The sequence below is a fragment of the Ruminococcus sp. AF17-12 genome (assembly GCF_003479245.1).
GTDB lineage: Bacteria > Bacillota > Clostridia > Lachnospirales > Lachnospiraceae > Blautia_A > Blautia_A fusiformis.
The window spans coordinates 105,380-127,868 of the sequence record NZ_QUGY01000012.1 but is presented as its reverse complement, the minus strand read 5'-3'; the positions used below and the strand labels follow the sequence as shown (position 1 = coordinate 127,868).

Annotated in this window: 19 protein-coding genes; 15 read left to right on the top strand and 4 right to left on the bottom strand. The window is 45.5% G+C overall.

Annotated features, from left to right (window positions below; translation table 11 throughout):
• Positions 1 to 184 precede the first annotated feature (184 nt).
• Entirely contained in the window at positions 185 to 1,633 is a 1,449-nt protein-coding gene (locus DWW77_RS13455; RefSeq protein ID WP_022426900.1) for a uracil-xanthine permease family protein, read from the top strand.
• Between the two features lie 373 nt (positions 1,634 to 2,006).
• Here the strand turns inward: DWW77_RS13455 and DWW77_RS13450 are convergent, their stop codons facing one another.
• Positions 2,007 to 2,195 (bottom strand): hypothetical protein, encoded by a 189-nt coding sequence (locus tag DWW77_RS13450; protein ID WP_015526276.1) that lies wholly within the window; start codon positions 2,193 to 2,195, stop codon positions 2,007 to 2,009.
• Positions 2,196 to 2,702: 507 nt separating this feature from the next.
• Complete coding sequence (locus tag DWW77_RS13445; RefSeq protein ID WP_092069884.1) at positions 2,703 to 3,566, bottom strand: class I SAM-dependent methyltransferase; 864 nt, start codon at positions 3,564 to 3,566, stop codon at positions 2,703 to 2,705.
• Positions 3,567 to 3,959: 393 nt separating this feature from the next.
• Here DWW77_RS13445 and DWW77_RS13440 point away from each other — a divergent pair, with 393 nt between their 5' ends.
• The 5 genes from DWW77_RS13440 (at position 3,960) to DWW77_RS13420 (ending at position 10,026) form a co-directional block, all read left to right on the top strand.
• Positions 3,960 to 5,243 (top strand): aspartate aminotransferase type Ic, encoded by a 1,284-nt coding sequence (locus DWW77_RS13440; protein ID WP_021651427.1) that lies wholly within the window; start codon positions 3,960 to 3,962, stop codon positions 5,241 to 5,243.
• A 72-nt stretch (positions 5,244 to 5,315) separates the two neighbouring features.
• The gene (locus DWW77_RS13435; RefSeq protein ID WP_118608886.1) at positions 5,316 to 6,716 is read left to right on the top strand and encodes a L,D-transpeptidase family protein; all 1,401 of its coding nucleotides are present in this window, start codon (positions 5,316 to 5,318) and stop codon (positions 6,714 to 6,716) included.
• Entirely contained in the window at positions 6,709 to 7,824 is a 1,116-nt protein-coding gene (locus DWW77_RS13430) for a D-alanine--D-alanine ligase family protein (RefSeq protein ID WP_021651429.1), read from the top strand. The genes DWW77_RS13435 and DWW77_RS13430 overlap by 8 nt, the downstream gene beginning before the upstream one ends.
• 64 nt (positions 7,825 to 7,888) lie before the next feature.
• Positions 7,889 to 9,277: a UDP-N-acetylmuramoyl-tripeptide--D-alanyl-D-alanine ligase gene (locus DWW77_RS13425; RefSeq protein ID WP_118608885.1), complete on the top strand. Its 1,389-nt coding sequence runs from the start codon at positions 7,889 to 7,891 to the stop codon at positions 9,275 to 9,277.
• Between the two features lie 149 nt (positions 9,278 to 9,426).
• Positions 9,427 to 10,026, top strand: a complete 600-nt coding sequence (locus DWW77_RS13420) for a hypothetical protein (protein WP_022427348.1) — start codon at positions 9,427 to 9,429, stop codon at positions 10,024 to 10,026.
• A 170-nt stretch (positions 10,027 to 10,196) separates the two neighbouring features.
• Here the strand turns inward: DWW77_RS13420 and DWW77_RS13415 are convergent, their stop codons facing one another.
• Positions 10,197 to 10,397, bottom strand: coding sequence for a hypothetical protein (locus DWW77_RS13415; RefSeq protein WP_021651433.1), 201 nt, complete (start codon positions 10,395 to 10,397; stop codon positions 10,197 to 10,199).
• Between the two features lie 32 nt (positions 10,398 to 10,429).
• Complete coding sequence (locus DWW77_RS13410; RefSeq protein ID WP_015526267.1) at positions 10,430 to 10,696, bottom strand: hypothetical protein; 267 nt, start codon at positions 10,694 to 10,696, stop codon at positions 10,430 to 10,432.
• Between the two features lie 227 nt (positions 10,697 to 10,923).
• On the opposite strand from DWW77_RS13410, the gene DWW77_RS13405 reads away from it, so the two are divergent.
• From DWW77_RS13405 to DWW77_RS13365, 9 genes are all read left to right on the top strand, one after another.
• Complete coding sequence (locus DWW77_RS13405) at positions 10,924 to 13,182, top strand: hydratase (protein ID WP_118608884.1); 2,259 nt, start codon at positions 10,924 to 10,926, stop codon at positions 13,180 to 13,182.
• Between the two features lie 2,309 nt (positions 13,183 to 15,491).
• Positions 15,492 to 16,190, top strand: coding sequence for an RluA family pseudouridine synthase (locus DWW77_RS13400; RefSeq protein WP_118608883.1), 699 nt, complete (start codon positions 15,492 to 15,494; stop codon positions 16,188 to 16,190).
• Between the two features lie 140 nt (positions 16,191 to 16,330).
• Complete coding sequence (locus DWW77_RS13395; protein ID WP_021652672.1) at positions 16,331 to 17,428, top strand: substrate-binding domain-containing protein; 1,098 nt, start codon at positions 16,331 to 16,333, stop codon at positions 17,426 to 17,428.
• Positions 17,429 to 17,741: 313 nt separating this feature from the next.
• Complete coding sequence (locus tag DWW77_RS13390; RefSeq protein ID WP_022427344.1) at positions 17,742 to 18,050, top strand: V-type ATPase subunit subunit G family protein; 309 nt, start codon at positions 17,742 to 17,744, stop codon at positions 18,048 to 18,050.
• Between the two features lie 16 nt (positions 18,051 to 18,066).
• Entirely contained in the window at positions 18,067 to 20,073 is a 2,007-nt protein-coding gene (locus tag DWW77_RS13385; RefSeq protein ID WP_118608882.1) for a V-type ATP synthase subunit I, read from the top strand.
• A 4-nt stretch (positions 20,074 to 20,077) separates the two neighbouring features.
• Positions 20,078 to 20,548, top strand: a complete 471-nt coding sequence (locus DWW77_RS13380; protein ID WP_015526259.1) for a V-type ATP synthase subunit K — start codon at positions 20,078 to 20,080, stop codon at positions 20,546 to 20,548.
• 19 nt (positions 20,549 to 20,567) lie between these two features.
• Positions 20,568 to 21,161, top strand: coding sequence for a V-type ATP synthase subunit E (locus DWW77_RS13375; protein WP_015526258.1), 594 nt, complete (start codon positions 20,568 to 20,570; stop codon positions 21,159 to 21,161).
• 27 nt (positions 21,162 to 21,188) lie between these two features.
• On the top strand, positions 21,189 to 22,163 hold the full coding sequence (locus tag DWW77_RS13370) for a V-type ATPase subunit (protein ID WP_330385182.1): 975 nt from the start codon (positions 21,189 to 21,191) through the stop codon (positions 22,161 to 22,163).
• Positions 22,156 to 22,476, top strand: a complete 321-nt coding sequence (locus tag DWW77_RS13365; RefSeq protein WP_021652678.1) for a V-type ATP synthase subunit F — start codon at positions 22,156 to 22,158, stop codon at positions 22,474 to 22,476. The genes DWW77_RS13370 and DWW77_RS13365 overlap by 8 nt, the downstream gene beginning before the upstream one ends.
• Positions 22,477 to 22,489 lie beyond the last annotated feature (13 nt).

The following is a 22,489-nucleotide window of genomic DNA, read 5'->3' as shown; positions in this document are numbered from 1 at the left end:
GGATACTGTATAATGAACCCGTTTTTCAGGAGTCTGAAATAACAGTTCAGATAAGAGTGTCGAAACAGAAGAGACACGATACGTGTACTGACAGATAACAGGGCGGTTATATTCAGCAGTGGGTATAACTGCCTTCTTTTTTATGTTATCGTCAGGACATAGGGAAAGAAAGGATGGATTCATTATGGAAAAACAGGAGAAAAACACAGCCAGCCCTTATGAGCTGGACGGACGCCCACCTCTTAAGGTGGCAATTCCCCTTGGACTGCAGCACGTGCTTGCCATGTTTGTGGGTAATCTTACCCCGCTTCTGATCATCACAGCTGCCTGCGGGATCGAAGCAGGAGGGGATCTTCAGGTTGCATTACTTCAGAATGCAATGCTGATCGCAGGAATTGTTACACTTGTACAGGTCTTTACGATCGGACCGGTCGGTGGCAAGCTTCCTATCGTTATGGGAACAAGTTCAGGCTTCATCGGCGTATGTCAGAGTGTTGCCGGAGTTATGGGAAATGGTGTCGTTGCCTATGGTTCGATCATGGCAGCCTGCTTTATCGGCGGTCTTTTTGAGACTGTTCTGGGAAGCTTTCTGAAGCCCTTGAGAAAATTTTTCCCATCTGTTGTAACAGGTACGGTTGTACTTTCAATCGGTCTTTCACTGATCGGTGTGGGAATCAGCTCTTTCGGTGGCGGAAGCTCCGCAAAGGATTACGGTTCTCTTGAAAACCTTTTCGTAGGCTTTGTAGTTCTGATCGTGATCATTGTACTGAAGCATGGAACAAAAGGCTTCACAAGCTTTTCTTCAATCCTCATCGGTATTATCGTGGGATACATTCTGGTAAGTATCATGGCTATGGTACTTCCTACAACATTTACATATGTAGATGACACAGGTGCTACTGTGGAGGCTACAAAGGCCTGGGTTCTCAACTGGGACAAGGTTGCTCAGGCAAAATGGTTTGCGGTACCGGCACTGATGCCTGTAAAATGGGTGTTTGACGCACGTGCGATCGTGCCGATCCTGATCATGTTTATTGTAACTGCAGTTGAAACAGTTGGTGATATTTCCGGAATCACAGAGGGTGGTCTTGGAAGAGAAGCTACAGACAAAGAGCTTTCCGGTGGTGTTATGTGTGACGGACTTGGATCTTCCTTCGCAGCACTGTTCGGTGTGCTTCCGAACACATCCTTCAGCCAGAACGTTGGTCTGGTTGCAATGAATAAGGTTGTAAACCGTTTCTGTATCGCTACAGGAGGAATCTTCCTGATCGCATGCGGACTGTTCCCGAAGCTTGCTGCACTGATCTCCATCATGCCGCAGAGCGTTCTTGGCGGCGCTGCTGTTATGATGTTCTCATCCATTGTTGTCAGCGGTATCCAGTTAATTACCAAGTGGCCGATCGGACCGAGAAATGTTACGATCGTTTCCGTAGCACTTGGTCTTGGTTATGGACTTGGCTCCAATACAGCGATCCTGGTGCATCTGCCACAGGCGATCAGCCTGATCTTCGGCGGTTCCGGTATTGTTCCGGCAGCGGTATTTGCGATTATTCTTAATATTGTTCTTCCGAAGGATGAGAAGAGTGAGATTGAGAGAGCTGAGGAGATGCTTGAAAAAGTTAAGAATAAATAAGAAAGTGTAAGAATAAAAAGAGTTTTTTTCTTTTTTGAGACTGTTGGACTTTATTGGTCTGACGGTCTCTTTTTTTATATGTTTTTATTTTTTTATTTTTAGGATAAAGGTTCGGCCTTTTGGAAGGCGGTAATTTGCGAGAAGGGGAAGCACTCGGAGTTGCGAAGGCCGTCTCCCCTTCTCGCGCTCTTCCCCTCCTGGCCACGCCGCTGTTCTGCGTTGTGGTGGGCGTGAATGTTCTGACAGGGTGCGGGATTCGGGGTGTTGAGGAGGGGAGGCTGTGCCGATCTGTTGGATAGTGGATAATAATAAAAAGGATCTGTAAAAGGCGAGATTTTACAAATAGTTCTGCCTTTTTCAGATCCTTTTTTGGTTAGTAATTGTAGGCTCCCTCATAAGCATTGCATCGTTCTTTCCGATGTCCCTGCTCTACACAGGAGCTGCACCGGTCACAAAATTCCTGTTCATAGCAGGTAGAACAGACACATCCCTTACAGGCATCCCGGTCATAAGCCGGCGTGCAGGTAAAAGGAAGAGTATCCTTCGTAGTTTCCGTACTCATAAAGATCACGCTCCTTTTTTCTATATTATAGACCTATCAAAAAAGCGTTTCAATACAAATAATCAGAAAATACAAAAAGATACCTGATAAAAAGTTACTGTTCACTCCGTTTTCAGTAATACGCTTTGTGATGCACAGAATTTATACTGATCGTATAAATTCGCGTGGTATGTCTCGGGCTTTCTGTGACCTTCGCTCACAAAAAACACCTCGCGGAATATTACCATTGAATAGTAAGGATAAAAATCGGCACAACGCTTCACATCCAACACAGTAGAATCCATCATCCCGCCAATACAGAATCACATTTCACAACGCAGAACAGCGGCGTGGCCAGGAGGGGAAGAGCGCGAGAAGGGGAGACGGCCTTCGCTAACTCCGAGTGCTTCCCCTTCTCGCAACCCTGCCCACGCCAAAGTGTCCCCTCGAAAGGAAAAACCCCAACTCACAGTAGTTCGCAACAGCGAAAAAAGTGCCAGCTAATAAGGATGCCACAACAGCCCTATCCTACCGGGAGGAGCTCCACCGTCCGGAAGCTCCGCAGGGAAGAACCAGACCACTTTCTGTTACAGGAAGTCCGATCTCCTGTGACTCCACATTACCCTTCCAGGGTTTCAGCTCCGTAGCAAGCATATAAGTCAGAACAGCCGGTGCAAGACCTGTAGTATAGGAATTTACCAGGAAAAACAGCGGATCATCGCTGAGGATCTTCGTACAAAGCTTGATCAGCGGATGGATCGCATCCTCGATCTTCCAGATTTCGCCCTTAGGTCCGCGGCCGTAAGAAGGCGGGTCCATAATGATCGCATCATAATGATTTCCTCTGCGGATCTCACGCTCTACGAACTTCACGCAGTCATCCACAAGCCAGCGGATCGGCGCACCGGAAAGTCCGGAAGCAGCAGCATTCTCTTTTGCCCAGTTCACCATACCCTTGGAAGCGTCCACGTGAGTAACGGAAGCGCCGGCAGCAGCTGCAGCCAGAGTAGCGCCGCCGGTATAGGCAAAAAGATTTAAGACCTTGATCGGGCGTCCCGCATTGCGGATCTTTTCACCGAACCAGTCCCAGTTCACAGCCTGCTCCGGGAAAAGTCCTGTATGCTTGAAGCTGAAAGGCTTCAGATTAAAAGTAAGGTCCTTGTAATGAAGCTCCCACTGATGAGGCAGATCAAAGAACTCCCACTCACCGCCGCCACGGCTGCTTCTGTGATAATGTCCGTTCATATGCTTCCAGCCACGGTTTTTGCGGGGAGTATCCCAGATTACCTGCGGGTCCGGACGAACCAGAAGATAATCCCCCCAGCGCTCCAGCTTTTCTCCTTTTGATGTATCAATAACTTCATATTCTTTCCATCCATCTGCAATCCACATGATGATCAATACCTCTTTCATAATAGTAAATTTATAAGATATATATAGCATTTTTATATAGCATTTCCGGAGATTACTGTACCAGATCCGGATGATCGGGACATGAATCCATAAAAACGCCATAATAATGTTTTTTCCAGTATAGAGGAAAAATGAATGCTGTGCAAGAGAAGTGCAGGATTTTCCACGAAAGATTTGACAACAGCGCTTTTACATACTAAAATGTACGCAGAGATTTTCTGCCGGGGCAGAGGCTTCCCGCTTCCGTGAAACTGTGGCTGTTTTTTGCGGAAGAGATTTTGCAGAGAATTCCTGACAGACAGAAATCGTTAACAGAAGAAACACAGCAACCACAGATATGAAACTGTGCACAAAAAGAGGAGAAGCAAACTTATGAAAAAATATTGTGAGATGAGCAGGGAAGAGCTACTCGATTTAAAGAAAGAACTTGACCGTGAGTTCGACGAGATCAAAGCCGAAGGTCTGGCACTGGATATGTCCCGTGGTAAACCTGCACCGGATCAGCTTGATCTTTCCATGAAAATGATGGAAGTACTTGCAGGGGATGCAGATCTGAAATGTGAGACCGGTGTGGACTGCCGTAACTATGGAGTCATCGACGGAATCCCGGAAGCCAAGAGACTTCTCGGTGAGATGTCAGAGGTAGAGCCAGAGAACATCATCATCTATGGTAACTCCAGTCTGAATGTAATGTTCGATACCATTGCACGTTCCTATTCCCACGGAGTAATGGGAAATACACCATGGTGCAAGCTTGACAAGGTGAAATTCCTCTGTCCTGTACCAGGATACGACCGTCATTTTCGTATCACAGAATTTTTCGGCATTGAGATGATCAACATTCCGATGTCTCCGGAAGGCCCGGATATGGACATGGTTGAGAAATATGTCAATGAAGATCCGGCAGTAAAAGGAATCTGGTGTGTTCCGAAATATTCCAATCCGCAGGGCTACACCTATTCCGAAGAAACAGTTAAGCGTTTTGCGCATCTGAAGCCGGCTGCACCGGACTTCCGTATTTACTGGGATAACGCTTACAGCATCCATCATCTTTATGATGACAATCAGGATTTCCTTCTTGAGATCCTTGATGAGTGTGCGAAAGCAGGAAATCCGGACATTGTTTATAAATTTACTTCTACCTCCAAAGTAAGCTTCCCTGGTTCCGGTATCGCAGCAGTTGCTGCATCCAAGGCGAACCTGGATGACTTCCGCAAATACATGACTGTACAGACCATCGGACACGACAAACTGAACCAGCTTCGTCACGTTCGTTTCTTCAAAGATATCAACGGACTGCATGAGCATATGAAGAAACACGCAGACATCCTTCGTCCGAAATTCGAGCTTGTTCTCGCAACACTGGATAAAGAGCTTAACGGACTTGGAATCGGTGAGTGGACCAAACCTCACGGCGGATATTTCATTTCCTTTGATTCTATGGAAGGCTGTGCGAAAGCTATCGTTGCCAAAGCAAAAGAAGCAGGCGTTGTTATGACTGGAGCAGGTGCAACCTATCCATATGGAAAGGACCCGAAAGACAGCAATATCCGTATTGCACCAAGTTACCCAAGCGTTGAGGAGCTTGGCAAGGCAGCAGAGGTATTTGTTCTCTGTGTGAAGCTTGTAAGTGTGGAAAAACTTCTGGAGAAATAAATCGATCACATCAGACTGCCCGGTATTTCAGCACGCGTAATACCGGGCAGTCATAACTATTGGAGAGAGCTCATGGATGAGGAAAAAGAAAAAATGAAAACAGGCAAAAAGTTGGTCATTGCACTGATCATGATCCTGCTGATCCTTACAGCAGGGGCTTATGGATATGGTGTACACTATTTTACAGATCATTTTTTGCCGGGATCTCAGGTGAATGGTTTTAACTGCTCCTATAAAACTGCAGATGAAACAGAAAAGCTTCTTGCAAAGGAAGTGCAGGCATATGTTCTTACCGTTGATACAAGAAACAACGGAAAAGAGAGTATTACCGCAAAAGAAGCCGGCCTGGTCTACAAGCCGGATGGCGGAGCCAAAAAGCTGATCAAGAAACAGGCCCGGTACAAATGGTTCCTTGCTTTTAATCAGGAGAAAAAATATACACTGGCAACGGATACTGCTTATGAAGATCAGAACAAGCTGACAGAGGCTGTGAAGAATCTGAAATGCATGCAGAAGGACAATATGGAAAAGCCTGCAGACGCATGCATTAAGGATAATGGCGAAACCTACGAGATCCAGCCGGAAAAAGAAGGAACGACCCTGGATACAAAAAAGGTTCAGAAGGTGATCCGTGCAGCTGTTTCCGCAGGAGACAAAACAGTTAGTCTGGAAAAGAAAAACTGCTACAAAAAACCATCGATATATAAAGACGATGAAGCTCTGAAAAAAGATTGTGACCAGATGAACAAGCTTACCAGCTGCGTGATCACCTATGATTTTTCGGACCGGTCGGAACAGCTTGACCGAAATACCATCAAAGACTGGCTGGTCAGGGACGCAAACGGAGATTATATAGTAAATAAAGATCAGGTTGCAGCTTATGTGAACAGCCTGGGATATAAATATGATACCTTTGGCTGCACGAGGACATTTACCACCTACGATGGTCGCCAGAAGACTATCAAGGGCGGTGATTACGGATGGGCTATCGATCAGACCACAGAGACTGAATGGCTTTATAATGCCATTCTTGCAGGAACTACAGAAGTGAGACAGCCGGCGTATGCTTACAGTGGACTTTGCAGAGATACCAATGATATCGGAAATACATATGTAGAGATTGACCTGACCAACCAGAGAATGGTATTCTATAAAGACGGACAGCTTCTGGTAGATACACCGGTAGTTACCGGCTGTGTCCGAAAGGGCCATTCCACACCAACCGGATGCTTTGCACTGGATGCCATGCGTTCACCGGCAGTTTTGAAGGGACCTGGATATGCATCACCGGTTACATACTGGATGCCGTTTTCCGGAGGAGTCGGAATCCATGACGCAAGCTGGCGTTCACAGTATGGCGGGCAGATCTATATCACAAATGGTTCTCATGGCTGTGTAAACACCCCGAAGGATAAGGCGGCAATCATTTATAATAATATTAGTGTAGGAGTACCAATCGTAGTTTATGAATAAGAGATTAAAAGAAATATTAAAAGAATACGAAAAAAGAAAACACAAGATCATCAAGGGAGATGAAAGTATGAATATCGTTGTATTGGCAGGCGGAACCAGTACAGAAAGAGAGATCTCCATCGTAACAGGAACCGGTGTCTGCAAGGCACTTCGTAAAAAAGGCCATAATGCCATTCTTGTAGATATTTTCTGCGGACTGGAGCCGGTGGACTGGGATGAGCCCTTTGGAGATAAAGATTATGAGGTAGATTCTGCGGCAGAGTATATGAGAAGCTTCGATGATGATATCGAAGAGATCAAACGCACAAGAAGAAGCTTTTTCGGGCCGAATGTACTGGAATTGTGTCAGGCAGCAGACATTGTATTTATGGGTCTTCACGGTTCCAACGGAGAGGATGGAAAGGTTCAGGCAACCTTCGATCTTCTGGGGATCCGTTACACAGGAACCGGATATTTAAGCAGTGCCCTTGCTATGGATAAGGGTCTCACCAAGAAGATCTTTCTCATGGATCAGGTACCGACACCGAAGGGCGTTTCCATGCTGAAAGAAAACTGTACAAGAAACATCCATGATCTTGGTATGGAATTTCCTGTTGTTGTAAAAACATGTTGCGGTGGTTCCAGCGTAGGTGTTTATATTGTAAACAACCAGAAAGAATATGAGGATGCCATTGATGGTGCTTATTCTTATGAAGATGAGGTAGTTGTTGAAGAGTATATCAGGGGTCGTGAGTTTTCCGTTGCAGTTGTAGACGGAAAGGCTTATCCAATCATCGAGATCGCACCGAAGCAGGGCTTTTATGATTATAAGAACAAATATCAGGCAGGCTCCACAGTAGAAACCTGTCCGGCTGAGATCTCACCGGAACTGACTGAGAAGATGCAGCATTATGCGGAAGCTGGCGCAAAGGCTCTCTGCATTGAGGGCTATGCACGTTTTGACTTCATGATGAAAGAAAACGGTGATATGTACTGCCTGGAGGCAAACACACTTCCGGGAATGACACCCACCAGTCTGATCCCTCAGGAAGCAAAGGTCCTGGGAATCGACTATCCGGACCTCTGTGAAGAACTGATCCGCATTTCTTTTAAGAAATACAGCAAATAAAATATCTGACCGTAACTCCTCCTGTTGACAGGAGGAGTTTCTGGCAAAAGAAAGGATTTTATTCATGAAAAATCTTACATTGGAAAATATCACAAAAGTCTGCAATGGTATTTACCACGGCCCGCAGGAAAAACTTCAGGAGGAAGTGACTGCGATCACAACGGACAGCCGTAAGGTGGAAAAAGGAGGTCTTTTTGTACCGGTAGTAGGAGAGCGTGTGGATGCTCACCGTTTTATCCCGCAGGTAATGGAAGCAGGTGCACTCGCGACCTTATCCGAGAGAACTCTTGAAGGGGCGGATCATCCGTATATCCAGGTAGGCTCCTCCCTTCAGGCAGTAAAAGACATTGCGGAGTTTTATCTGGAGCAGATTGATATTCCGGTTGTGGGAATCACAGGAAGCGTTGGAAAGACCAGCACAAAAGAGGTGATTGCCTCTGTGCTGAAGGAAAAATACCGTATACTGAAAACCCAGGGGAATTTCAACAATGAGCTGGGACTTCCACTGACAGTATTCCGCCTTCGTGATGAAGATGAGATCGCAGTTCTGGAAATGGGAATCAGTGATTTCGGTGAGATGACCCGTCTTGCAAAGATCGCAAAACCGGACACCTGCGTGATCACAAACATCGGAACCTGCCATCTGGAAAACCTTGGGGACAGAGACGGCGTCCTGAAGGCAAAAACAGAGATTTTTCAGTATGTGAAGAGAAATATCGTACTTAACGGTGATGATGATAAGCTTTCCACAGTAAAGGAATACAACGGCATGCAGCCGGTATTTTTCGGAAACGGAGAAAATGCTTCTGTTACCTGTGAAAATGTGGAAAGCCGTGGCCTGAAGGGAATGAGCTGTGACATCTGTCTGAAAGGAAAAATGGCAGAGAACGGAGAGCTCCAGACATTTCATGTAGATATTCCAATGCCGGGACGTCATATGGTATCCAATGCACTGGCAGCAGCAGCTGTGGGCAGACTTTACGGACTGAATGCAGAGCAGATCAAAAATGGCATCGAAAGCCTGGAACCGGTCAGCGGAAGATTCAATATGATCGAGACCGGTAAATTCATGATCGTAGATGACTGCTACAACGCAAATCCCATGTCCATGAAGGCTTCCCTGGATGTTCTTCAGGACGGACTTGGAAGAAAGGTTGCCATTCTTGGCGATATGGGTGAGCTTGGAACGGATGAAGCTGCACTTCATGAAGGTGTAGGCGTTCATGCAGGTCAGTGCAGGATCGATGCATGCATCTGCGTAGGACCACTTGCAGCCCATATCGCGGAAAAGGCATCTCAGACCAATCCAGACCTGACAGTCATCCGGGAAAAAGATCTGGAAAGCCTTCTTAAGAACCTGAACACATATGTGAAACCTGGAGATACCATCCTCGTAAAGGCTTCTCACTTCATGAAATTTGAAAATGTAGTCAAAGCACTGCAGGAAATGTAAAAAGACCAAAAACAGGGGCAGCATTTGACGAACGAAAATTCTTTCCAGTTAAGTTATATAGAAGTATAATATTCCTAAGGCGATGAGCAGTGCGGCTAAAGAACAAAAGCACGCTCAGGCACTGTGCGGCAGTGAAAAAGGGAGGGCTTATGCTGGAGATGATCATGAAGCTGAACATCCCGCTTTACGTCATGACATCCATGGGATGTATCGGCGGTCTGGGGATGCTGGCAACAAACCTTACCTACCGAAGAATGATCCGAAATACGCAACGATTACAGAATCTCAAAGAAAAATGGCTGAACCTGTGGAAGTCAAGGGACAGGCTCTGGCATCGGATGAACCGATTTGTATGGTATCCGTCACTGTTTTGTACATTTCTTCTGGGACTGTCTGTTTTTCTCAACAGCAGACTGGGATACAGGGAAGGATTGTCTATGCTTTATCTTTATATAGGGGCGGCAGTGCCGGTAGTACTGCTTCTTCTTCGTCAGGCATTGGACTTTTCTTATAAGGAAGAGCTTGTGATGGCTTCTCTTGCAGATTATGTGGAACAGGTCCGTACCTGGGTGGAGGAAGTACCGGTCGCAGAAAAGCCGGATCCTGTTCTGCAGGAAGAAATCGTAGATAAGATTACCAGAAGTATCCGTCAGACGGCTGCTACCGGAAGTCACTTCAGCAAGATGCTTTCTCCGGAGGAGGAAGAGATCATGCGGGAAATCATACGGGAGTTTATGAATGCAGAGTAAAAACATATCCCGGTATATTTGAGAAAATACAGAAATGTACACAAAGATATTCCGGAATAAGGGAACCGGATGCAAAAAAAACTCTCCGGCAGATACGATTCTCTGTATCCGCCGGAGAGTTTTTTATGTATGCAGTTGTGTAAGATAAGGAATTTATCAGCTATACCTTATCAACCCATGGAGATCGGGCCGCCACGGAGCTTGCCGGCTGTGGTGATCCTCTTGATCGCAACCATGTAAGCTGCCATACGGAGCGTTACATTTTTCTCCTGGCTGAGAGCATAAACTTCATTAAAGGCAGTAAGCATGATCTTCTGAAATATACCTCCCAGATTGGGAATTTTTAAAAAAAGAGAACGCAGGATAAGCATTCGTGGCTTTCCTGCGTCCTTTTATATGTTACTCAGTCTTCCTCGATCACCTGGATCTCTAGGTAGTCGAATTCAATATGTTCAATGAAATTATCCTGATAAAAGCGGGCCTTATCATGCTTTTTGAAATCCCGCACTGTGGCATCCAGCCAGATAGGATTTCCCAGATCCATCTGATAACAGATTTCCTCAAGTCCGTGAAAGATCTTGTGGGTTCTGGTATCATCGCTGTCATCACAGACAACGGTGTCCTGAAGCATGCGATTGTCTTTCCATATTTTTCCCCATAAACGAAACATAAACAGTACCTCCGTATTGAAACTGCCACAGCCGGCAGAATATGAATATCCGTCCGATATGGTCTTCAGTATAGCGGATTTTGCAGGGAAAGTAAAGCACAGGGCAATAACGCTTGTACGCAAAACAATGCACCAGGTGTGTTCACTTTTATTGACTAATGTGTAAAAATCCTCTATAATAAACGAAATTATGAAAAAAAGAATCATTACAGATTGGAGGAACCGAAATGAAACTTTACGATACCGGTGTTTATCTTCAGAACGGACAGGAAATCATTCCCGAGAACCAGGCTGATCTGCCTGTAGCGAAAGAAGAGGCTGCTAAGAATACCATCGCATATTCTATTCTCAAGGCTCATAATAAATCCGATAACATGGAGAAACTTCAGATCAAATTCGATAAACTGACTTCCCATGATATCACATTTGTGGGAATCATCCAGACTGCAAGAGCTTCAGGACTTGAGAAGTTCCCGGTACCATATGTACTGACCAACTGCCATAACTCCCTCTGTGCAGTAGGCGGAACCATCAATGAAGATGACCACATGTTTGGTCTCACCTGTGCCAAAAAGTACGGCGGAGTTTATGTACCGCCTCATCAGGCAGTTATCCATCAGTTTGCAAGAGAAATGCTTGCAGGCGGCGGAAAGATGATCCTCGGCTCCGACAGTCATACAAGATACGGAGCACTTGGAACCATGGCTATGGGAGAGGGCGGACCGGAGCTTGTAAAACAGCTTCTCTGCCAGACATACGATATTAATATGCCAGGAGTAGTTGCTATTTATCTGAAAGGTGCTCCACGGCCGGGTGTAGGACCGCAGGATGTTGCGCTTGCCATCATCGGCGAGGTTTTTGCTAACGGCTATGTGAAGAATAAGGTTATGGAGTTCGTTGGACCAGGCGTTGCCAGCTTAAGCGCAGATTTCCGTATCGGTGTTGATGTTATGACAACAGAAACCACATGTCTTTCCTCCATCTGGCAGACAGATGCGAAGATCGAGGAATTCTATGCGATTCACGGAAGACCGGAGGATTACAAAGAACTGAAACCGGGCAACGTTGCATACTATGACGGCTGTGTAGAGATCGACCTCAGTGAGATCAAACCAATGATCGCAATGCCGTTCCACCCAAGTAACACCTACACCATCGATGAGCTGAAGGCAAACCTTGACGATATCCTTGCAGATGTGGAAAAGAGAGCACAGGTAAGCCTTGACGGAAAGATTCCGTTCACATTGAGAGACAAGGTAGTTGATGGCAAGCTTTATGTTGAGCAGGGAATCATCGCCGGCTGTGCAGGCGGTGGATTCGAGAATATCTGCGCTGCAGCAGATATCCTCAAGGGCAAAAATATCGGCCATGATGCCTTCACCTTAAGTGTATATCCGGCAAGTACTCCAATCTACATGGAACTGGCTAAGAATGGTGTTCTTGCAGAACTGATCGGAACAGGCGCAGTTGTGAAAACTGCATTCTGCGGACCGTGCTTCGGCGCCGGAGATACACCTGCAAACAATGCATTCAGTATCCGTCATACAACCAGAAACTTCCCGAACCGTGAAGGCTCCAAGATCCAGAACGGTCAGATCTCTTCGGTTGCACTTATGGATGCACGTTCCATTGCAGCTACAGCAGCAAACAAGGGATTCCTTACCTCAGCAGAGGAGTTTGACGGAAGCTATTCCGAGCATAAATACTACTTCGATAAGTCTATCTACGAGAACCGTGTATTTGATAGCAAGGGCGTGGCAGATCCAAGCGTAGAGATCCAGTTTGGACCGAATATCAAAGACTGGCCGGAGATGGCTGCACTTGCAGACAACCTGATCCTGAAGGTTGTTTCCGAGATCCACGATCCGGTTACTACCACTGACGAGCTGATCCCGTCTGGCGAGACATCTTCCTACCGTTCCAATCCGCTTGGACTTGCAGAGTTCACACTGTCCAGAAAGGATCCGGCTTATGTTGGCCGTGCAAAAGAGATCCAGGCAGCACAGAAGGCAATCCAGGCAGGTAACTGCCCGGCAGAGGCTGTTCCGGAACTGAAACCGGTTATTAAAACCATCAACAAGACTTATCCGGATGTAGATAAGACCAACCTTGGCGTAGGAAGTACCATCTTTGCAGTGAAACCGGGCGATGGCTCTGCCAGAGAGCAGGCTGCATCCTGCCAGAAGGTACTTGGCGGCTGGGCAAACATTGCCAATGAGTATGCAACCAAGAGATATCGTTCCAACCTGATCAACTGGGGTATGCTTCCATTCCTGATCCCGTCCGGAGATCTTCCGTTCAAGAACGGTGATTATCTGTTCTTCCCGGGAATCCGCAAGGCGGTTGAGGAAAAAGCAGACGTGATCAAGGGATATACTGTTGAAGGTGACGCTCTGAAGGAGTTCGATGTAACTCTGGGTGAGCTGACAGATGATGAGAGAGAGATCATCCTTAAGGGTTGTCTGATCAATTATAATCGTAAATAGATGCAGGGATTGAACACATATAGAGCGTGAAGGTGACGGAAGTGTGTTCATGAATATGCTGCAGAGCGGAATATAGTAATTTAAGAATTTCCGTGTTGTTTTGCAGACTGGTGACCGTTTTAATCGAGGTTGCCGGTCTGCTTTTTGTTTTTGGGGTGTGGTTTTGGGAAGTTTTTAGGGTTATGGATACTTATTTATGGGATGTGGATGATGCGGACGCGTGAGGTGTCCTGTGGGGAGCAGGGGCTGTCGTTTCGCCTGGTCATACTAAGCGTCTGAGGCAACCTGTGAAAAGGCCGGCCCATAACTCGCCATGTACGCTGATGCGTACCTGGCTCAGACAGATGGGCCTTATTCTGCGGCCTGTATCCGCAGAATACCTTTCCACAGGTCACCTCAGTCGCCAAGTATGACCAAAGGCTCACTCCGAAGCCCCTGCTCCCCACAGGACACCTTACGCTGACATTCCCAGAGACAAACCCCAGCCCCGGTAAAAATATCAAGAAAAGCTTAACAAATGATGACCGTCTCAACACTCTTCGTTATTTAATTTTTCTTCCTCTTCGTTCTTTCGAATAAAGTTTATCTCAATCCCCTGCAAATATTGCAAAGTACAAACATTGCAATGTTTGCAGGGCCAATACAGTCACACAGAAACTTTTCTAACTAACTTTCCATGTTCGAAAGTCAGGCCGGGAAGGACGGGAGGGGCGGGTGACTCTGCAGGAGTCGTAGTACTTCTTAGGCCGCGGGGAGGCTGCGTTGCTGGAAAAATCCCAGCTGTTTGAGCGTTAGCGAGTTCTGGGATTTTTTCAGCGGTTTTAGCAGAATTCCCGCAGCCTTAGAAGCACTAGATCTCCGAAGCCTCACCCGCCCCTCCCGTCCTTCCCGGCCGTCCGTTCGCAACATACCCTCCCGTTCTTCACAACTTCACAACAGCATAAATTAACAGAAAATAATAAAAAATACAAACAAATTATAAAATATAAACACATAATAAAACAAATAAATAAAAATAATAGCATAAAAACACAAAAATGTATTGACAAATACTCGCAACGATGTTATTATAAGACCATCAAAAACAACAAGAGAAAAACAAAAAAGAAAATCATTCAATTCATAGCATAGATGCACATGAAGGATGAAGAAAGGAAAAGGTGATTCCAGTGGGAACATAAACAAACACCATCATCAATATGAGAGTGACAGGAACCGGATTTCCTGCAAGAAAGACCTGATACAGATCACATATGATATACCTTAAGAAAACAGAAGTTTCTTTTATGAAATATAAATAAGATCCTCTTAAATCTTACTTATATATTTTAAGAAATCAGAAACAAAAGGAAATCAGTATTTCAGGTAATATAGAATCGGTAACTCATATTGAACAACTGTCACACACCTGATACAAAGATTTCAGGAAATATGTAAAGAAATATTTCCCGAAAGAGTAAAACCCTCAACTCACCGGTTCGTTGGAAAGAAGAGATTCCAAGAACAAACGTGAAGATGAGAACGATACTTTGAAATGCATATCAGAACCATTAGGATATGGATTGAAGCTTTGCATCAGAAGAATATCTGAGAGGATATTAAAAATAGAAGAATCGGGCAGGAACTTTTTTCCAGGATACTTTAAAGAACTGCAGAGGAGAAAATCCCAATAGGTCGATTTGAATCAGCAGATCGCAAAGTACAGAGATGACAAATGGTTTTGAATTTAAGAAGTTAAGTCCAGAATTGTTTAGTGAACAGGAAAAAGTATAACCACCGAAATTCTTCAGATAAACAGGAAATCAAACATCGTAAAAAATGATTTCTGATCTATAAAACTTTCTAAATAATCGAAAAGATATACTTACATATATCAGTCGTTTATGAGCAGGAAATAAAAAAGAAGAGAGAATCTGAAAAAGAAAAATTTCAAAATTGAATAAAGAGAATCGAAATTATTTTATAAAGTATATAAAATCAAAGATTTCGATTGATAAGTATAATAAGTATAACAAGAAAACTTTATTCGAAAGAACGAAGAGGAAGAAAAATTGAATAACGAAGAGTGTTGAGACGGTCATCATTTTTGGAAACTGTAAAAGTAAAAAAAGTGATGACCGTCTCGTTGTGTATATAAGATTGCATATATTAAGTATATAACCGTTCCGAAAAGCCCTGGATAAAATAATATGATCCGAGCAGAGAGCAAAATTTTCGATCAGAGATTTTCCGAACAGTTATATTTATCAGTTGCCATCAAAAACATCATCAGTTATACTTCTGTGAGAAAGGAAGTAAGATGAGAAAATATGTGGAATTATCAGATTGAAGAAAATATTTTATATGAAGACAAAGAGATCCTTGTGTGCAGAAAAACAGCAGGAATGCCGGTGCAGGCAGCAAAAATAGGAACAATGGATATGGAAAGTGCTCTGAAAAATTATCTGGCACAAAAAACACCGGGAAAGATCCCATATCTGGGAGTAGTACATCGCCTTGATCAGCCGGTAGAAGGCATTCTTGTATTTGCGAAAACATCCGAAGCAGCAGGAAATTTGAGTAAACAGATGATGGCAGGAGGCACCGGAAAATATTACCTGGCAGTAACAGAGGGAAAAGCAAAGAGCTCAGAAGGGACTCTTACAGACTATCTGAAAAAAAATGGAAAAGCCAACATGTCTCAGGTGGTGTCTGCCAATACACCGGGAGCAAAAAAAGCGATCCTTCACTATAAAGTTCTGGATCAGCAGGAGATAAACGGAAAATCCCGGACACTTCTTAAGATCAGGCTGGAAACAGGTCGGCATCATCAGATCCGTGTGCAGCTCTCTCATGAGGGACTGCCCCTTCTTGGAGACCGGAAATATAATCCTTCGGGAGAAAAAGGTACATCACTGGGACTTTGTTCCAGTTGTCTGGAATTCAAACACCCCAGAACAGGAAAAATGATGAAGTTTGAAACAGAGCCACAGGGAAGCGCGTTTCTGGATTTTGTGAAAAAAGTGTAAAAACTCTGGACGGAAATACGAAAAAGTGTATAATGTAAAAAGCAAGTAACCAAATGTAAGATTTTTGTAAAGTATAAGTTACTGTGGACGGACAAGGCAGACGATAAAGAACAGTAACCAGCGAGGAAGAGGAGATTACAATGAAAAGAGCTGCAGTAGCGTCAGCAGCCTTGTTGGCTGTGGCAACCCTGCTGACAGGCTGTCAGAAAGAAGAAGTAGAAAAGCTTGTTGCACCGATTGTAGCAGATGTCCAGGAAACCCCTGAAGCAACCGAAGTGGAAGAAGAAAAAAGCCCGCTGATCCCTGAGATCGATGACACTCTTTCTATTGAAGAAGGTGCCAGAATAGCTGTTGTCAGCAAAAGCAAAAAAGGCGAGTTCTGGAATAAAGTAAAAGAAGGAATGGAAGCTGCTGTCAAGGACGTAAATGAGGCGTATGGTTTCAAAAAAGACAAGCAGATCACGATGACCTTTGAGGGTCCGGATGATGAAGAGGACGTAGAAAGTCAGATCAATACTCTTGATGCAGTGATCGCTGAGAATCCATCTGTAGTGTGTCTTTCTGCCGGAGATATGGATTCCTGTCAGGCACAGCTGGAAGCAGCGAAAGAGAACGGAATTCCGGTGGTCGCATTTGATTCCAATGTCAGTGATACAAAGCTGGTCAGAGCTTTCCGTGGAACAGACAATACACAGATCGGCAAATATGCAGCATATAAGCTTGGCAGCGCCATTGGAAAAATGGGAAATGTGGCTGTTTTTTCCGCACAGGAGAAAACACAGAGCGCGCAGGAGCGTGTAAAAGGATTTCTGGATAATATTGCAAATTATACGGATATTAAAGTGGTGGAAACCGTATATTCTGACCAGGTTGATGATATGAAGGAAGCCATGAAGGAAGTTCTGGATAAATATCCGGCATTGGATGGTGTTTTCTGCACCAATGCCGAGGTTTCTGAAATGTTTCTGGAGGTAAATAAGGACACAGGAGAAAATAAAGTTGCTATGGTAGGCGTAGATGCAACCAGCAAACAGCAGGAAGCGATCCAGAAAGGGGAAGAACTGGGAGTGCTTTCACAGAATCCTTATGCGATGGGATATCAGACCATGTGGGCGGCTATTCAGTCTACTGCACCGAAGAAGGAAACAAAGATTGATAAGAAGGTTTTACTTGATCCGGTATGGATCGATGCTGAGAATATCAAAAGCGAAGACATTGCAAATTACCTGTACAATTAACAAATAGAACAGATAGCCACTGTAGGTCGGGTGAATAGGTTAGTCCGCATTCACCGTCTGTTCATAATTGAAAGCCATCAGCCCGATGAAGATGTAAAAAACATTTTCATCGGGCTGATGGCTTTTTTGAATAAAAATAAAAAATATGAATAGAATAAACAAATAAAAAGTGTGCGAAAAAATGGTAAAAATATAACATATATGACGACTTTTTGACACAATACAAATAAATTTATCGTTAAATTGCATAATAAACATTGTTTTGAAAAAGCGATTGTGGTACAATTTGGATATGCAGAGAGGCGGTGATCAGATGATCCAGGAAACGATCAAGGCAGTGAAAGAGGCGGAGGCAAAAGCACAGCAGAAGATAAAGGATGCATCCGTCCGTGCACAGAGTATCATCAGCGAAGCTGAGAAAGAGGCAGAGAATATTATCAGAAAGGCGGAAACAGCCGCCGGCGAACAGGCGGCATCTGATATGAAAGCAGCCGAAGAACGTGCACACAGTACAGAGAACACTGTCGTTGGACAGGCGGAGGAAGAGCTTGCAGCTTTGAAAAAGAAAGCGGAGTCGAAGCACGAGCAGGCGATCCAGACAGTAATGGACAGTTTGTTCTGAGAGGGGGAGTGCGAAAATGGCAGTATTGCAGATGCAGCGAATCAGTATCTGCGCAATGAAAAAGAACCGTAAGGCCATATTGGAAGAACTGCAGTCACTTGGAGTATTGGAGATCGATGCAGCGGAATTGGATCCGGAGCTTAAGACGATGGATACTATGAATGCCCGGCTGATCTTTGAGAAGAACGCATCCCTTTGTGATCAGGCAATCGAAATACTGGATGAATTTTCGAAGGAAAAGCAATCCATGCTGGCATCCCTGGCAGGGAAACCGCTGATCGGAAGGAAGCAGGAGGAAGAAGCTATCCGGGATCAGGAAGAGATCCTGAGAACAGCCAGAGAAATCCAGGGATACCGGAAGAAGCTTACAGAGAACAATGCGGCAGCAGTTAAGATCGAGCAGCAGGAAGCAGCTCTTGCTCCATGGCTGAAGCTGGATATTCCGATGAACTTCGGCGGTACAGCGAAAGCAGCGGTACTTGTGGGAAGTATTGATGGAAATATAACTCTGGATCAGGTATACAGTCAGCTGGCAGCGGATGCACCACAGCTTGAAGCCTTTGACATTCGGGAAATCTCAAATGACGCCGGTAAGCTGAGCCTGGTGGTTGTCTGCCTGAAAGCACAGGCACAGGAACTGGAAGAAGCGCTTCGGATGCAGGGATTTGCAAGACCGGCACAGCTGGTATCAGAGGTTCCGGCACAGGAGCTGGAGAACCTTAAGAATGAAGTGGTACGCATTCAGGAAGAGTCCGAACAGATCCGGGAACAGATACGTGCTCTTCACGACAGGAAGAGCTCTCTTCAGCTTTTGTCCGATTATTTCCGGATCCGTGCACAGAAATATGAGGTATTAGGACAGCTCCGCCAGTCGGAGAGCACTTTTTTTGTGACAGGATATCTTCCGAAGAAACAGGTTTCTGCAATGGAGAAACGGCTTACGGAGAAGTACGATATTGTTTTTGAAGCAGAAGATGCTGAGGGAGAAAATGTTCCGGTTGCCCTTCAGAACGGCAAATTCGGAGCAGCAGGAGAGGGAGTTCTGGCAGCATTTGGTCTTCCCGGAAAGGGAGAGATCGATCCTTCCATGATCATGACAGCCTGCTATGTATTTCTTTTCGGACTGATGCTGTCAGACGCAGCATATGGACTGATCGTCTTTGCAGTCTGTCTGGGAGTACTTCTGAAGTTCCCCAGGATGGAGAGCGGAATGCAGAAATCCATCCGGCTTTTTATGTACTGTGGATTGTCCACTTTGTTCTGGGGCGTGATGTTTGGCGGATATTTCGGAGATTTTATCGATGTATTCTCGAAAGTATATCTGCACAGGCCGGTCACGGTGAAGCCGGTATGGTTTGCACCGTTAAATGAGCCAATGAGACTTCTGGTGTTCTCCATGCTGTTTGGCCTGATCCATATGTTTCTGGGAATGGGTCTTAAGGGTTACATGCTGTTACGTGACAGAAAATATCTCGATTTTTTCTATGACGTAGTACTCTGGTTCCTGCTTCTTATGGGACTGATCCTGATCTTTATCCCAAGCAGCATGTTCCGTTCTATTTCTCAGATGGATCTGAATCTTTCACCGGCAGTGATACAGGTCGGAAAATGGATGGCGATCATCGGTGCTGTGGGAATTCTCTTTATGTCAGGAAGAGATAAGAAGAATCCGTTCCTGAGGCTGGCGCTTGGAGCTTACGATCTTTACAATATCACGGGATGGGTCAGTGATATCCTTTCCTATTCCAGACTTCTGGCCCTGGGACTTGCCACCGGAGTTATCGCATCAGTTATGAACCAGATGGGAAGTATGCTGGGAGACAGTATTCTGGGATGGATCGTATTTATCCTTGTATTTGTGATTGGTCATATCTTTAACCTTCTGATCAATCTTCTGGGTGCATACGTGCACACCTGCCGATTACAGTACGTAGAGTTTTTCGGTAAATTCTTTGAGGGCGGAGGAAAAGAGTTCCACCCATTCCGCGAAAATACAAAATATGTAGATATTAAGGAGGATTAATATTATGAGTGGTATCGTTTGGGCATTATTGGGAGCAGCAATTTCCGTAGCTCTTGCAGGTATAGGTTCCGCCATCGGTGTTGGTACAGCCGGCCGTGCAGCAGCAGGTGTTGTAACTGAAGACCCGGACAAATTTGCCAAGGTTCTGCTTCTTCAGCTTCTTCCCGGTACGCAGGGTATTTACGGACTGCTGGTAGCATTCCTTGCACTTTCCAAGGTTGGTATCCTGGGTGGCGGTGTTGCTGATATTTCCCTGGAAACCGGTCTTATGATCTTTGTGGCTTGTCTTCCGATCGCTATCGCAGGTCTTCTTTCTGCGATCCATCAGGGAAAAACTTCCGTAGCTTCCATCGGTATCGTAGCCAAGAAGCCGGAGCAGTTCGGTAAAGCCATGCTTTTCCCTGCAATGGTTGAGACATATGCGATTCTGGCTCTTCTGATCTCCATTCTTGCAGTCAGCGGAATTCAGGTTTGATTCATCAGGAGGGCAGAGCATGACAGGATTAGAGAAGATGGTAAGCCAGATTCTTGAAGAGGCCGATGCTTCTGCAGCCGTTACGATCAGTGATGCGGAGAAAAAAGCCGCAGAGATCCTCAGGGAAGCCGGAGAAAAGGCAGATAAGATCCGGCAGCAGAGAGAAGAACAGTCCAGGGCAAAGGTGAAAAGCTATGAAGAGCGGACAGCTTCCGCTGCAGATATGAAGAAGCGTACCGCAGTTCTTGCAGCCAAGCAGGAGCTGATCGGAAATGTGATCGCAGATGCCTGTGACCGTGTGAAGAATCTGGATGAAGAAAAATATTTTGGGATCCTTAAGAATATGGCTGAGAAATATCTTCTTCCAAGAGAAGGAGAGATCTGTTTTTCAAAAAAGGATCTGGAACGTATGCCGGCAGGTTTCCGTGAGGAAATAAAGAGCCTGGCACAGAAAAAGGGTGGTGTGCTGGAAATTTCCGGTGAAACCCGAAACATAGACGGAGGTTTTATCCTGATATACGGCGGCATTGAGGAAAACTGTTCCATTGATGCCATGTTCGCAGAGAAGCGGGATGAGCTTCTGGATCAGGTAAGAAAGATTTTGTTTGCGTAAAACACCATCGCAAAAAGGAGGGCGTGAATGATGTTTGGTGAAGATTATGCCTATGCGGTGGCGCGGATACGTGTTCTGGAGACCGGACTTCTGAATCAGGCAGCGATCGAGCAGCTTCTGGCATGTCAGGATGAGCAGCAGTGCCTTCAGATCCTTACAGAGAAGGGCTGGGGAAATGGTGATCCTGCAGCCGGTGCGGATGCCATTCTTTCTCGGGAGAGAGAAAAGATCTGGGAGATCATGGATTCGCTGGTAGCGGACCGATCTGTGTTTTCTGTTCTTTCCTATCAGGATCTTTTCCATAACCTGAAAGCGGCTGTGAAGGCAAGCATCCTGCAAGGGGCAGCGCCGAATATTTTTTTCAGCGACTGTTCCATTGACGGAGAGGATATGGTGAAATTCCTGAAGGATAAGGAATATGATCGTTTTCCTGAGGATATGCGGGAAGCGGCAAGAGAAGCCTATGAGACCTTTTTGCACACAAGAGACGGACAGCTTGCGGATATTATCGTAGACCGGGCAGCACTGGATGCCATAAAAAAAGCCGGAGAACGGTCAAAAGAAGAGATCGTCCGGCAGTATGCGGAATCCACGGTAGCGGTAGCAGATATCCGGATCGCAGTCCGTGCCTGCAAAACAGGAAAAAGTTCGGACTTTATGAAAAAAGCCATGGCAGAATGTGACACACTGGATAAGGAGAGACTGATCCACGCGGCAGTAAGCGGAATGGATCAGATCATGGGTTATCTGGCAGAAACGAAATATGGGGACGGAGCTCTGGCACTGGCGGAATCAGCTTCCGCTTTTGAGAGATGGTGTGATAACCAGATCATGGAGACCATCCGCCCTCAGCTGTACAATTCATTTTCACTGGGACCGCTGGTAGCCTATGTGCTTGCCCGTGAAAATGAGATCAAGACGGTGCGGATCATTCTCACCGGAAAGCGCAGCGGCCTTCCGGAAGAGTTTATCCGGGAAAGGGCAAGGGAAATGTATGTATAAGATCGCAGTTTTAGGTGATTATAACAGCATTTACGGGTTTGCGGCTCTTGGCCTTGATACTTTTCCGGTGGAGGATCCTGCAGAAGGTAAAGAGAAGCTTAACCGTCTGGCGGCCGGTGAATATGCGGTTATTTATATTACGGAACAGCTGGCGGCCCAGCTTTCCGCAGAGATCAGTAAATACAGTGAGGAGCTGATGCCTGCGATCATTCAGATTCCCGGAATTTCCGGAAATACAGGTGCAGGTATCGAAAATGTAAAGAAATCCGTGGAGACGGCAGTTGGCTCCGATATTCTTTTCAGTAATGAGTGACAAGAAAGCAGGT

What these genes read in the sequence shown, in the direction of transcription:
- DWW77_RS13370 (WP_330385182.1), top strand. Translation starts at nt 21,189, where the DNA reads ATGATGTTTGGTGAAGATTATGCCTATGCGGTGGCGCGGATACGTGTT.
- DWW77_RS13425 (WP_118608885.1), top strand. Translation starts at nt 7,889, where the DNA reads ATGAAAAATCTTACATTGGAAAATATCACAAAAGTCTGCAATGGTATT.
- DWW77_RS13390 (WP_022427344.1), top strand. Translation starts at nt 17,742, where the DNA reads ATGATCCAGGAAACGATCAAGGCAGTGAAAGAGGCGGAGGCAAAAGCA.
- DWW77_RS13435 (WP_118608886.1), top strand. Translation starts at nt 5,316, where the DNA reads ATGGATGAGGAAAAAGAAAAAATGAAAACAGGCAAAAAGTTGGTCATT.
- DWW77_RS13365 (WP_021652678.1), top strand. Translation starts at nt 22,156, where the DNA reads ATGTATAAGATCGCAGTTTTAGGTGATTATAACAGCATTTACGGGTTT.
- DWW77_RS13395 (WP_021652672.1), top strand. Translation starts at nt 16,331, where the DNA reads ATGAAAAGAGCTGCAGTAGCGTCAGCAGCCTTGTTGGCTGTGGCAACC.
- DWW77_RS13445 (WP_092069884.1), bottom strand. Translation starts at nt 3,566, where the DNA reads ATGTGGATTGCAGATGGATGGAAAGAATATGAAGTTATTGATACATCA.
- DWW77_RS13405 (WP_118608884.1), top strand. Translation starts at nt 10,924, where the DNA reads ATGAAACTTTACGATACCGGTGTTTATCTTCAGAACGGACAGGAAATC.
- DWW77_RS13400 (WP_118608883.1), top strand. Translation starts at nt 15,492, where the DNA reads ATGTGGAATTATCAGATTGAAGAAAATATTTTATATGAAGACAAAGAG.
- DWW77_RS13415 (WP_021651433.1), bottom strand. Translation starts at nt 10,397, where the DNA reads ATGCTTATCCTGCGTTCTCTTTTTTTAAAAATTCCCAATCTGGGAGGT.
- DWW77_RS13455 (WP_022426900.1), top strand. Translation starts at nt 185, where the DNA reads ATGGAAAAACAGGAGAAAAACACAGCCAGCCCTTATGAGCTGGACGGA.
- DWW77_RS13450 (WP_015526276.1), bottom strand. Translation starts at nt 2,195, where the DNA reads ATGAGTACGGAAACTACGAAGGATACTCTTCCTTTTACCTGCACGCCG.
- DWW77_RS13380 (WP_015526259.1), top strand. Translation starts at nt 20,078, where the DNA reads ATGAGTGGTATCGTTTGGGCATTATTGGGAGCAGCAATTTCCGTAGCT.
- DWW77_RS13420 (WP_022427348.1), top strand. Translation starts at nt 9,427, where the DNA reads ATGCTGGAGATGATCATGAAGCTGAACATCCCGCTTTACGTCATGACA.
- DWW77_RS13410 (WP_015526267.1), bottom strand. Translation starts at nt 10,696, where the DNA reads ATGTTTCGTTTATGGGGAAAAATATGGAAAGACAATCGCATGCTTCAG.
- DWW77_RS13440 (WP_021651427.1), top strand. Translation starts at nt 3,960, where the DNA reads ATGAAAAAATATTGTGAGATGAGCAGGGAAGAGCTACTCGATTTAAAG.
- DWW77_RS13385 (WP_118608882.1), top strand. Translation starts at nt 18,067, where the DNA reads ATGGCAGTATTGCAGATGCAGCGAATCAGTATCTGCGCAATGAAAAAG.
- DWW77_RS13430 (WP_021651429.1), top strand. Translation starts at nt 6,709, where the DNA reads ATGAATAAGAGATTAAAAGAAATATTAAAAGAATACGAAAAAAGAAAA.
- DWW77_RS13375 (WP_015526258.1), top strand. Translation starts at nt 20,568, where the DNA reads ATGACAGGATTAGAGAAGATGGTAAGCCAGATTCTTGAAGAGGCCGAT.